Source organism: Halomonas sp. AOP7-B1-5 (assembly GCF_052353045.1).
GTDB lineage: Bacteria > Pseudomonadota > Gammaproteobacteria > Pseudomonadales > Halomonadaceae > Vreelandella > Vreelandella colorata.
Genome location: NZ_JBQTDC010000045.1, coordinates 1 through 12295, shown reverse-complemented (window position 1 = coordinate 12295; position 12295 = coordinate 1). Strand labels below are relative to the sequence as shown.

The window sequence follows — 12295 nt, the reverse complement described above, 5'->3', positions numbered from 1 at the left end:
TTCATACCTTCTTCTTCACCAATCGCCCGGTGGTATTATCCATGCGGTACTGAACGATGCTTCCATCAATGATTCGCTTCACGACCTCGCGGGCCGTGTCGAGCGGAACAGAAAACCACTCTCTCGGGTGGTATTCTTTTCCGTCCCTCCCGGTGAGCGTCATCTTAATTCGCTGGGCATGCAGAAACCCATGAATCAGCGTCTCAAACTTGTTCGGATTCAAGTTGTAGCACTCTATTGATGCGAGCTTTTTGACCGGTGCTTCAAGGAATGCGGTGTCTCGTTCCGCATTTTTTGTCCGCTCATCGACAGTCAGCTCGGTATAGCCGATCTTTAACAGACTCGGTATTTCACGAAGTGCGGGCTTGTCGCTCAACGTCGTGACGAAATAGATTTGACCTGCTCGCTTATCCTTGTGGTTCACATTGTTGAAGGCATCAACTACGGACTCAGAATCACGGATGATTCTGCGTCCAGTAGGCTCTTGGTAAAGGCGTTTTGCCAGCGACTGTAAGAGATGATTGGATTCCGTTCCATTCTCGAAAATGATACGCAGGCGTGGGTCATAACGCCCCTGGTTATCTTCTCTGTATTCTCCGACCTCATCTACCAGACACATAACACCTTCAAGTATGAAGGCATCGCCTGGCTGAACTTGTGAAGCCTGTTGGAAGCGAGCCGCCTTTACGTCGCCAGTTTTCAGCTTCTCATGCAGCTCCTTGAATATTGGCTTAAACGCATAGAAATCCAGGCAGACACGTCGCTGAGCAATCTCATCTGGCTCCTCTCGGTTTTTCTCGAATGAGACATGAACCGGGTCAAAAAGGGAGTCTTCGCCTTGGTCAAACTCTGAGAATGCATCACTCGATAAAATGTCATCAAGTGAGGTGACATTTTCCGTTTGATTGACGTCCATTTTCGACGCTGGCCTACGCGGTTCGGTCGGGGCGCGAGAGGGCGCCTCCTCATTATGTGCGGTCGCCTCCTGATTCGAAGCCAGTGCGGGCTCGGATAGCAGGTTATGACGGTCGTGTGGTTTCAGCGCTGACAACAGATCTTGCTTCTCCGCGTAGCTCTTTAGTCTCCGGGCGAGAAGCTTTTCCTGGAGGTCACGACCCTCAGCTTGCGGAGCTCTTCCCTGCTGATCAACGAATGCACAGATCTCTTCAAATCGAGACACTTCAAGAGGAGCACCTGAGCTTGATTTCTTGGCCTCGACATCAAGAAGACCGAACTCATCCGGGCTGGCGAATACGTCGTCCAGCGAAGGCCGAGTAGAGGCCTTTTTTCTGTTGTGATTGATCGGTGGCATTCCATATCCTCCTTACGGCGTCTGTGCCTGCGCCTTGCGCTCCTGGGCCTTTCTCTTGATGTAGGCCAGCGCATCTGCCAAACGACGTTCATACGGCTCGCTAGCCGTCACAGAAGGCTCTCGGCCTTTCTCCTTTCGGAACTCATTGATTCGCGGCCAGAGGATAACGGCCTCTTCTTCAGACATCTGAGATCGCATACCGACTACGGTGTCCTGAATGGTCTTGAGCACCGAGGGCGTCACGGATTTTGAGAGAATTTCGTAGGCACCTTGGAAGGGATTCACCTGACGAATCAGATCGACATTCAGGTTCTCGATATTGACGAACTTGTTCCCAATGAGGACAAACTTGCGATTGGGTTTTGGCTCATCGTTCCCTGCATTGGAGTCTCTCTTCGAAGATGTCTGACCGTCGCTTTGATAATCCGCTGGATCTTCTTGAACCCCCTCGGGAGTCATGATCTGAGCGCCCTCAGGCAGGTCAGCCTCATCGAACAGCCCTCCGGTGGACTGTATGGCCATGGAAGCGTGTACGGCTTCTGAGACAGTGCTTATCTCACTGTCATCCATATCTGGGTAAAGCGTTTCCACGACCTTCGGAATCTCCACTTGCTCCATGACCTCTGGGTCATCATCGCCTGTTACAGCCGGTGCAATGACTTCAGGCTTCTGGAGAATGGCGGCTTTGATGTTGTCCATGTTCTCCAGGGCCTTCATGACCTTGTCGGAGACAGGTGATGTGGTGTCTTCGATAACCACGGTGCCTGGATCAACTTCCTCGCCGGGCCGTATCCTCGACCGTGGTTTAAAGTTCACAGCAGGCGCGAGAACCTGCTCCATCAGTAGCGATACAGTGATGGCCTTGAGCATGTTGTTGACCGACGTTTTGACGTCGTCATCCTCTGCATCTGGCTGGGCAATCAGGTTGGTAAATTGGGCGTGTGTTTTGCCTTCTGAATCACGAGTAGCACGACCGATGATCTGGATGATTTCGGTGAGCGATGAGCGATAGCCAATGGTTAGAACATGCTCGCACCAAGGCCAGTCAAAGCCTTCCTTCGCCATACCCAGGGCAATGATGATATCCATGTCGTCTGCTTTCGACACATTCCTGAGGTAGTTCTGAACCTCTATCCGGAGAGGGTTGTCATCAACCAGATCGGCAACCTTCAAAAGTCGGCCGGACTGGTCCTTCACGGTAATAATACCGCTCTTCATATCCTTCTCGACGACATCACCGATAGCGTCGAGAATGTAATCGACCTCAGAATACTTGTCCTTCGTGGACTCGACCGCGTTGACGTTTGGGATATGGACAATCGTCTTCTTCGAGGTGTCCAGCACCTCATGCACAGCATCCAGGTACCGGCCGGTGTAGAAGTGGTAGCCAATTCCTAGCGACTTCAAATACCTGTAGCCATTGAGCTGTTCGTAGTAGGAATAGGTGACCTGGGTAAACTTCTCCTCATCCTCGGGCAGCAAAATTGGTACTGCGTCGCCCCGGAAGTAGGATCCTGTCATCGCTACAATGTGGGCGTTGGAGCCCGCCATGACGCCATCAATAAGCTCGCCAAGCCGGTTTTCGCCGTCCGCAGAGGTGTGATGGAATTCGTCAATTGCCAGCAGGGTGTCGTTGAAGTTCGAGGGAGCCAATTCCTTGTAGGCGTACCGCAGGGTTGCATGGGTGCAGATCAAAACGTCTGCGTCCGGATCAGACATGAAGCGGATGAACGCTTTGACCTTGTGGTTCTCCCCGCCAGGTACGCAAAGGTTGTAGCTGGGCTGCACCTTCCAGTCGGCGAAGAAACCAGCGCTCGTGAGATCAGTATCCTTGAAGGAGCCACCGATGGACATTTCGGGCACAGCCACGATGACTTTCTTCAGACCCTGGTGGTGCAATTTGTCCAATCCAAGAAACATTAGGGCTCGCGACTTGCCGGATGCAGGAGGCGCTTTCAAAAGCAGGTATTGCGCATCGCGAGCGTCATACGCCCGAGCCTGCATTTCACGCATACCTAATTCGTTCAGATTCGAACTCTTGCCAGTCTGCTTGTACTGGACCGTCATCAGATCAGCCATGATCAATTACTCCCTTTGACTGTTTTCTTGGCTGGCTTCTGTGCTTTCTCTTCAGCAATCAGTTTCTCGTACCGGGCAAACAAATGCTCCAAACGCTCTGTTGCATCTCGGAATGGCTTCTCGCGATAGAGCTTTTCGACAGCTCGATCCAGAGCTTTATGGGCTTCCCGCAATGGCTCCGGCATTTCTTTCGGATCATAAAGCTTGGACAAGGATTTATCGGGGTAATCCTCACGAACAAGAAGGACTTCCTCGGCAAGCTCTTCGATTTTCTTTCGCTGCCGGTCGCTGGCTTCTGGCCAAGGGAATGTGTTGTAAACCAGCGTAGCAGAATAGCGATAATCGCTCTTCAGCCTACCTGCGACGGTGCGCATCCAGTCATTGTGCATTTCGGATGTCAGGATGCCGAACTCAAAAGGGGTAGCGTTCGGGATCATTAAGTTTGCATTGGTAGTAATTACATCTGCGCCGAAAAAACCGATCGGAACATAAGGGCGTCGCTCCGAGGAAACAGAAGGGACGAGGATATAGGTACCATTCTCAGGATGTCGGATTTCACCAAAAAGGTTTGGCCTATCTGCTATCTTTTGTGTGGCTACTTTTTTACTATGAGCACGCATCTCTCGGACTGATTCAATTCGTTTGTTAACCAATGGCATGTCATTAATTTCGCCAAGAGGAGCGCCCACAAGCCACAAGCACCACCTCTCTTTTGACTGGATGAACTCTTGAGCGCCTAGAACTCTCTTTATCCACTTAGCAACGCCAGGTTCAGACTGTATTAGCTGATCCTTTTCTGCTGTGCTTAATAGCAAGTTTCCGCCATCTACGGGTTTATTCCCATACACCATCTCCGGCACCGAGGACAGCGACTTACTACGACTATTTATAACAGTGTCATGCCCTTCAACCAGATATGGATTGATGTTTTCTACTTCTACGCGATGGATACTTTTATTGTTTTGCTCTTTGAAGATCGCTGCACCATTAAAATCCGATGCATTCGTTACACCAATTACAACTACATGAACAGCAGCATTTTGTTTGGCGTGATTCTTCCATGAGAATGTTTGGTAGGCGAACTTAATCTTTAGATCTTTATCCAATATAGGTTTCCATAATACAGCAACCTGCTCGCCCTGACAGATAGAGTTTGTTGAAACCAAAGCAAACTCTGCATTACGCCCGGATATGTATTGGGCGCTTTTCCAGTACCAGCAAGCAACAAAATCAAGCATTCCAAAAGATTTGAAGCTCGCGAATACGTTAGCCATATCTTGGTTCTGAGCTTCACTACGTCCACCACTCCCTAAGAAGGGTGGATTGCCGCAAATGTATACTTCATAAGGCTCGCCTTTGGAGTCTTCCGGTGGGCAGATGCCACTCCAGTCCACGCGTAGCGCATTATCACAAACGATATGGCCTGAGTCTTTTAAGGGAAGTGCGGCATCTGCGTACCCAAACTTCTCCTTAAACGCCATATTCATTTGATGCTCTGCTAACCAGAGAGACAAGACGGCTACCTCGTGAGCAAAATCATCAATTTCTATGCCGTGGAACTGGGAAAGTTTAATTCCGGAATAGTACATTTCAGTCTGGTCCGAGACTGCATTCAGAGCGTCGATAATTTCCATTTCCAGCTTTCGGAGCTCTTTGTAAGCTATGATCAAGAAATTTCCTGAACCGCAGGCCGGATCAAAGATTCGCAGATTCTGGAGTCGCAGAAGCAGCTCTTTGAGTTTTCGTTCGTTCTTCCGGCTTTTCTCAAGTTCAGTATAAAGTTTGTCGAGGAATAGAGGCTGAATTACCTTCATGATGTTGGAGACAGAGGTGTAATGCTGTCCTAAGCTTCCCCGTTGCTCTTCGTCAATGACCGCCTGGAACATTGAGCCAAAAATGTCTGGGTTGATCTCAGACCAGTCCATGCTCCCGCAATCGATCAAGAGTCGCCGGGCTTTTCTTCCAAATTCGGGGATCGGCTCATCTGCCTCAAACAGGCCACCATTGACGTAGGGGAACTCCTGGAAATGGGCAGCCATGGACGCACGCTCAGGAGCCTTATCATCCAGATTCAAGACAGTGAAAAGATCTGAGAAAAACTGATCTACGTCAGATCCATCTTCCTGTGTCGTTGACTGAATGGCAGATGTCATCTGGCCTTGCGCGAAGATGCCAGTGTCTTCGGCGTAGAAGCAGAACAAGAGGCGGGTAAGGAAAACGTTGAGCGCGTGAATGTCTTCAGACTTCGAGAGGTCATTGCGTTCGCGGATCAAATCAAACAGCCGCCCCATCTTCTCAGAGGCCTTAACGTCTGCCGGATGCTCTGAATACATGACCGCCTTCTCATACCCAGCCAGCGGCAGGAAGAAGGCGTACTGCTTATCCAGCTCCTCCATCGTGGCTTCAAGGCGCTCTTCTGCCTTGAGATCGAGAGCGACCAGGCTCTTGAAGTCAGTCACAATAACGAAGCGGATATCGTTCCGAGATACGACTTCACTTGCCTTGAGGGAGTCGGCTTCGGCGTTCAAATCGGCTCCCTCTGGAGCGGATCGGAAGTAGAGCTTCTTCTTCAGTCCAACGTCATTGCCACTTGCAACGTTCCGGCTATCATCGCGCTTGCGAAGGCGGGTTATGGTGCTTTTCGGAAATCCATAAGCATCAAGGAAGGAGAAAATGAACTCATCCGGATTTACGTTGGAGCAGGCCTGCTCCATGGATTCGATAATGCGTGCCTGACTAATCGCCATGTTTCCACTCCTGGCCAGTCGTTCGTCGAGCCTTCGACTACGTGCGAATTCTGGCGACAGAATACACACTTAGTTCCGGTTTAGAAGCCTGATGATACGACACGATTATCACACACGCAATTCCGGTTTACGGATGAACTGACACTCTGTAGGCTGGAGTGGAATTACGCACTAGTTTCCGGATACCCCATTTTAAAACATTGCGGAGCGGTGCGAGTCCAACAACAGTTGCTGACCATTTTTCCTGGTAAATTGTAAGCACCAGACATTACTCATAAGCACGCCCACAATAGCGACACTTTTCAGATCAACGCATTCAAGCAATACACGCAACTGGCCTTCTTGCATTTCTATCCTTTTGATTTATCAACTTTGCTTTTTTGATGTTGCGCAAACTTCAAAAGAAGGGACGTGGCTGAGGTCGGAACCCACACTTTTTTTTTAGCTTAATGAAAGATACTCAACCCTCTTCACACATTTTCAATGTGTAGGATTAGGATTTCACTTAAAATGCGTGTGAGTACCGTGCAAAGACGTCCGCACCGTCGAAAAACACAGCGTCCCCACCCGATGCTGACACCTCTGATTCTCGCCAGAAGAACGCATACGCCTCTTTATAGCTACTGCGCCCGATCAGGTGACTCATCACGTATCCCCAAGGTTCACCTGATGCTTGCTCCAACGACAGATGCAAATTTTCAGCGCCATCTTCGCTCATGACCTCTTGCACTGCGAGCAAATCGAAACTGTTACCTATCTCACCTAAAATCGCTAAGTCCTTGTCGTTGTTCCAGCCCAAGTGGTTAATGTTCCAGGTTGCGATGGCAACGTCAGCATGGACAGACAATGATGAAATCATCAAGGCACCAAAAGCGGATAACCTCAAAACCTTGTTTGATACTATCATCAAAACCTCATTTGCTGTCCGGCTGTCTATTAATGCCCAGCGCCCACCAGTAAGGCTCAAAGCTGTTTTCCACGCTGTCACAAAGCAAGTCGACAAAAAGATCGTAGTTGCCGGTGCAATGGGCAGTATCCAGTGCTTCGTAGTAAGCCAACCGCTGCTCTACCTTGATCAGAGCGGCAGGGAACCCTGCTTTCATCAGCTCGAAATTCATCAGAAGCCGCGATGTCCGCCCATTCCCATCAACGAAAGGGTGAACCTTGACGAACTCACCATGCAAACGGGCAGCTCGCTCAATGGGGTGCAAAGCGCCAGCCTCTTGATGATACCAATGAAGAAAATCGCTCATCGCCTGAGGAACCCTGTAGGCTTCAGGTGGCCGGTGCTCGGCACCTGATATCATGACATTGACCTGGCGATACGCTCCGGCATTCTGATCGTCGACGTTTTTGAGTACCAGCTGGTGCAGCGATTTGATCAACCATTCGGATAGAGGCTCACGCTGCTTAACCCAGTCTTCAACCATCCAAATCGCTTCTCGATGGTTAATAACCTCAAAGTGCTCTCGCAGGGTTTTTCCACCCACCGTAATACCTTCAAGAGCGACCTTGGTTTCCTTGAGCGTGAGCGTATTCCCTTCGATGGCGTTGCTATGGTAAGTCCATTGCAAAACCAGCGATTCATGTAGGTTGCGGACAACGGCATGAGGCAGTGGTCGATACTGATCCAGCTGCTCTTTAAGCCGATCAAGTCGTGAGAACCTGTCAGACATCCGCCCTCTCCTGATCAGTCAACCTCAAAAAACCCGATGGGCTTTTCTTCAAATGAGGTTTTGATGCAATGAATAAAAACACTTTCACGCTTGATCGCCGTCGATCAACTTATCAATTTGTTCACGCAGGATATCCTTGATGGTCATGCCATTCTGAGCCGCGTATATCTTCAACCGCTGATGTTCTTCATACGTCAGATCAATGTTGACCCGTTTTTTGGCCGGTCTGTCTGCCAGGCTCGCTAACGTCGCTTCTTTTCGCTTGTCTGCTTTCGCGCTTGGGCGTCCAGCACTAAGTACACCTTTGGTCATCTCAACAACCTCAAAAAATCATAACTTCAAATCATTATTGCCGCATTAACGTAAAAACTCAATTGATCAAAGCCCCAAAACCTCAAATGAGCTTTGCTTTCAGCTCGTTCATCAATGCGTTGATTTCAATAGATGCGGGGCCGTCAGGGTCTTGGTCGAAGACCGTTGTACCTGTTGCGGCCGTCGTGGGGTAGATAACCCGCTGAGTAACCCGACTCTCAAGCACCGGCAACTCATATTCGTTAAGTGCATTGGTGACTTCCGACCCTATCCGCGTCCCCTTGATCGCCCTGGAGACAACAAACGCCGCTTGCATCTTGCCGTCAGTGATCTCAATACGCTGCTTCACCAACTCGACAAGATCAGCTGTCGCCCAAATATCGTACGGGCTTGGTTGTGCCGGAATCAGCACAAAATCTGCTGCCTTAATGGCAGACGCTGCCAGATCGGCTGCCTGTGGCGCGCCATCAATCACCACAAATTCTTTGCGAGCCAGGTTTTTCAAATCACGCCCTATGGTTGGACGGTCAATGCCGACTACCGGCACCGGCTGATCCTCACGAACCGCTGCCCAATCACGGGCGCTGCCTTGGGGGTCTGAATCAACCAACAGTACATCATGTCCTGCCATCATCAGCGCAGTAGCCAGGTGCGTTGCAATCGTCGTCTTACCCGAACCGCCTTTCTGATTTAAAACCGCAATAACGTGCATTGTATCTCCGCCATCGTGTAGGAACCTTATCTGAGCTTATGAAGAAATGGGGATTTTATCAAATGGTCATAAACTCAAATAAAAGAATGAGGTTATGAGGTTATGAGTTAAAACGTTTAAGCGCCTTCACACGCTCGTGGTGCGTCGGATGTGTGCGAAGACAGATAGGCCGCTGCAAAGGCTCAAACGTGGAAGCCGCTGCCAGCGATCTGAACAGCGCGATGCCTGGCTCTGCACCTTCCTGTGACGCTGCAAAGGCGTCAGCGCGAAATTCACTACGCCGTGACGCCCAAAGTGTCAACGCCTCGTAAGCTGCACCACCGAGCTGTCTGCCAGCTTTATCCAAATTTTGGAATAGACGCTCAAAACCAACCAACAAGCGGCAAAGAGGATGGCCTACTAGCGGTATCCAGTAACATAGCCGAACAAGCCATTTCACGACCTTCAAGCGTAGGCGCTGCCAAGCAAGCACGCTGTCCAGAAAGCGCTGCCAGGCAAACACATGGCGGGCATCCCCATGAACCAGATGGCCGACTTCGTGAGCGATCACCCAGCGCAATATGTCCGACGGCAACTGCAAAACACCCGCTGACAGTACCAAGTGAGATTTTCTTATTGGCGGCGCAACGACAAAAGCAACCACATAGGCATTCTCGGCGGCCCAAAGGTGTGGGCATCGGATACGATGTTGCTTGCACAGACGTTGTGTATAGAGCGCGATAGGATGGTCTGCCGATACCTTAACCAATCTCCCCTTGGCCAAACGCTGCAACTGTCGTTTGCGGTGTCTCATCGCTTGCTTCGCCCCATTCCAAACCAAAAGACACAGCAGCCCCCACGCGATCACCAGGGCGAGATGAATCAACGTATTTTGGGATAGCGGCACCCAGTCAATCTCTGGCCATGCAGGACGAACACCGGCGGCGAACAACCAAGAAGAAATATGTGCAAAAACGCTATAAACAGCCCAAAGAATTATTAAAGGTAAAAAAGCACTAAAAATACTCAATAAAATAAAGCCAGCTAAAAAAGCTGTGTTGTGCAAAAAAGCACATAAAAAATTCGCTATGCCTTGTAAAGACCGAAGATAAGAACATTTGCAGAACGATGTCATGAGCCATCGCCTTCTTTACTAATGACATAACGCACTTTTTCAACTAAAGGGTTTATATAATGCTCAACAGCGTTATTTAATCTAGGAAGCCATCCTTGTGTTTTTTTGTCTGCTGAGTCTATCAAGGTTTGCGAGTTAGCCGACTTCCATTGTGAAAGCGATGAAGGGGGCATCCAGTCTGGTAACGTCCGCCAAGGGGTACGATGCGTCGATTCTGTAGGTTTCACTGATGAGGCACCCGACAAAAGCTCGGCATTGACCCAGGGTGCTGGCGCGCCTGGCGGCATATTCCCTTGACCGCCCGCTGTCAAAACATCGAGTCGTCGTCGGGGCTCGGCAAAACGTCCATGTCGTTCTAGCGGTTCAACTGTGATCGTTGCAAGGTGTCGGTCTGGCCGATAATGAGCTGCTTGTACCTCTATCTGTAAACGATCCCTAATATCGGGACACCAGGCACGCTGACAGTCGTGGCTCACGACGATCTGGACGTTGTGGTGGTTTGTCGAATCCGACACAGTATCGCCGGAGGAGATAACTGTTTTCGCCGTTCCCAGGGCAGGCGGAATTGTCAGCGCGAGCCCAAGTGCCATCGCTGGCAATGCTAGATATGGAAGCATGTTCCGCTCCAAAAAAAACGCCCTCAAAAGGGCGTCAGTCATTAGGTGAATGGGGCGTTTTACTCGGCATCGGGCGTCACGGGAGCAGACTGATTGGACGCGTCCAGCCAGTCCCCAATGCCCAGCGAATCCAACAAGCCGCCGACCCAGGTATAAACGGGCATAAAGTATTCCGGCCAAAGGTGCATCAATGCCATCCCCAGCACTGCACCGCCTATCAAGCCTGCCAGGTTCGTTCTGGCCAGAAAGAGGGCGACACCAATGGCAATCGCAATCGGGGAAATGGGGAGCATAATTAACCTTCCTGTTCAGCGGGTTGGCCGTTGGCTGTTCCTGCCTCCGCACTCTCCTGCTCGATCATGCCCCTTAATGCCGAAATGATGGCTCCTGGCGGCTGCGCCCCAGACAAACGGACTTCCTCTCCCGTTTCGTTGTCGATCAAAAACGATGTCGGCGTACCCGTAACACCTTCTGATTGTGCTTCACGCCCAAGAACAGCCACATGGCGTTGTACATCGCTGCTTTGCATACACTGACGAAACGCTGAACGATCAAAACCCATCGTTTCAGCTACATCGAGCAAACCCGCTTCGCGCACCTGATGATTCTCGTAGATATAGTCGTTAAGCGCCCAGAAATGCTGATTATCACCGAGACGGCCTGCACACTCACTCGCCAATGCTTGGGTGGTCGAGTTGGCATCCATGATCGTCATGTGATGGTACTGAGCCTTCATCACGCCCTGACTGCTATCAACAAGTTGCTTGGGAGTATTGTGAAACTGACGGCAGTACGGGCAGTTGGGATCGGAATAGGTGTACAGCGTGAAGCGAGCGTCAGCATCCCCGTATGTCCAGGGCGTATCGTCTTCCAAATCGGTAGGGGCATTGTCATACCCCTCTAACAATGCCTGGCGCTGTGCCTCTTGCTCGGCCTGCGCTCGCTGCTGCATCACCTGATCAACGGCGGCCACCAGGTCAGTGTTACGCGTTTGCTGTCCAGAGGAAGTGTTGATGGCATCGGCAAGGTCAGACAGTTTCGCATTGGTCTGTTGGAGTTGATCAGCCGTTTCAGTCTGGGCGTTCAGCAGCAAACCGAATGCAAGTGCCAGCAATCCGCTGCCGATAATACCGCCAAGCGCAAGGTGCATCGTGCGACGGTCGCCTGTGGCCGAAGATGTAGCTTTTGACATGAGTATTCCTCTGGAATGAAAAGTACCTTGGCAGAGTACGCGCAGGAAATGATCAGACAGGCCAGCGGAACACCGGATTTCTAGGCAAAAACAAAAAACCCCCAAAAAGGGGGCTGTAAGCCTTTGTGAGAGCCTGAAGGCATCAGGCGGCCCAAGGTAGCAGGTAGGGGGTAGAAAACACGACAGAGGCCGTCAGGAGCCAACAGAAAAGGGCGTATAGCTGCAAGCCAATGAAACGCCGCATCCTTCCCTTCCTGACATATCTTCCAGCCGTAGAGATGGCCATAAAGACCCCGCCAACTGCCAGAGCAAGAATCGACGGCATGATCCATTCGATACCGACACCCGCAAATGCCCGCCAGAAAAAGAAAACAAAAAGGCCGATGATCGGGGAAAGAGACACAATGCCCTGTACCGAAACAGCCTGGCGATACTTCCCATGTGGCGTGTCGTCAACAAGGTATGCACGCACCAGACGGTGAGGTAGAAGTGACATAGCTTTCAGTGAACAGCGCAAAGAACGGTTTTGACGGC

General features: G+C 50.7%; 12 protein-coding genes. All 12 read right to left on the bottom strand.

Going from position 1 to position 12295, the window contains the following annotated elements; all coding sequences use genetic code 11:
* Position 1: 1 nt before the first annotated feature.
* Positions 2–1312: a GIY-YIG nuclease family protein gene (locus ACT3XD_RS16935; protein WP_192539312.1), complete on the bottom strand. Its 1311-nt coding sequence runs from the start codon at positions 1310–1312 to the stop codon at positions 2–4.
* A 12-nt stretch (positions 1313–1324) separates the two neighbouring features.
* Positions 1325–3391, bottom strand: a complete 2067-nt coding sequence (locus ACT3XD_RS16930; RefSeq protein ID WP_192539311.1) for a DEAD/DEAH box helicase — start codon at positions 3389–3391, stop codon at positions 1325–1327.
* 2 nt (positions 3392–3393) lie between these two features.
* Complete coding sequence (locus tag ACT3XD_RS16925) at positions 3394–6138, bottom strand: class I SAM-dependent DNA methyltransferase (protein WP_192539310.1); 2745 nt, start codon at positions 6136–6138, stop codon at positions 3394–3396.
* Between the two features lie 505 nt (positions 6139–6643).
* Positions 6644–7045, bottom strand: coding sequence for a hypothetical protein (locus tag ACT3XD_RS16920; RefSeq protein WP_192539309.1), 402 nt, complete (start codon positions 7043–7045; stop codon positions 6644–6646).
* Positions 7046–7052: 7 nt separating this feature from the next.
* Positions 7053–7814, bottom strand: a complete 762-nt coding sequence (locus ACT3XD_RS16915; protein ID WP_192539308.1) for a Fic family protein — start codon at positions 7812–7814, stop codon at positions 7053–7055.
* Between the two features lie 84 nt (positions 7815–7898).
* Positions 7899–8126: a plasmid partition protein ParG gene (locus ACT3XD_RS16910; protein WP_192539307.1), complete on the bottom strand. Its 228-nt coding sequence runs from the start codon at positions 8124–8126 to the stop codon at positions 7899–7901.
* 82 nt (positions 8127–8208) lie between these two features.
* Positions 8209–8838 carry a ParA family partition ATPase gene (gene parA, locus ACT3XD_RS16905; protein WP_192539306.1) on the bottom strand — a complete coding sequence of 210 codons (630 nt, stop codon included), beginning with the start codon at positions 8836–8838 and terminating at the stop codon, positions 8209–8211.
* 100 nt (positions 8839–8938) lie between these two features.
* Positions 8939–9631: a M48 family metalloprotease gene (locus ACT3XD_RS16900; RefSeq protein ID WP_192539305.1), complete on the bottom strand. Its 693-nt coding sequence runs from the start codon at positions 9629–9631 to the stop codon at positions 8939–8941.
* A 317-nt stretch (positions 9632–9948) separates the two neighbouring features.
* Complete coding sequence (locus ACT3XD_RS16895; protein WP_192539304.1) at positions 9949–10569, bottom strand: hypothetical protein; 621 nt, start codon at positions 10567–10569, stop codon at positions 9949–9951.
* 59 nt (positions 10570–10628) lie between these two features.
* Positions 10629–10862: a hypothetical protein gene (locus ACT3XD_RS16890; protein ID WP_192539303.1), complete on the bottom strand. Its 234-nt coding sequence runs from the start codon at positions 10860–10862 to the stop codon at positions 10629–10631.
* A 2-nt stretch (positions 10863–10864) separates the two neighbouring features.
* Entirely contained in the window at positions 10865–11761 is an 897-nt protein-coding gene (locus tag ACT3XD_RS16885) for a DsbA family protein (protein WP_192539302.1), read from the bottom strand.
* Positions 11762–11903: 142 nt separating this feature from the next.
* Positions 11904–12295, bottom strand: a 392-nt coding sequence (locus ACT3XD_RS16880; RefSeq protein ID WP_444280617.1) for a hypothetical protein, incomplete at its 5' end; no start/stop codon positions are given.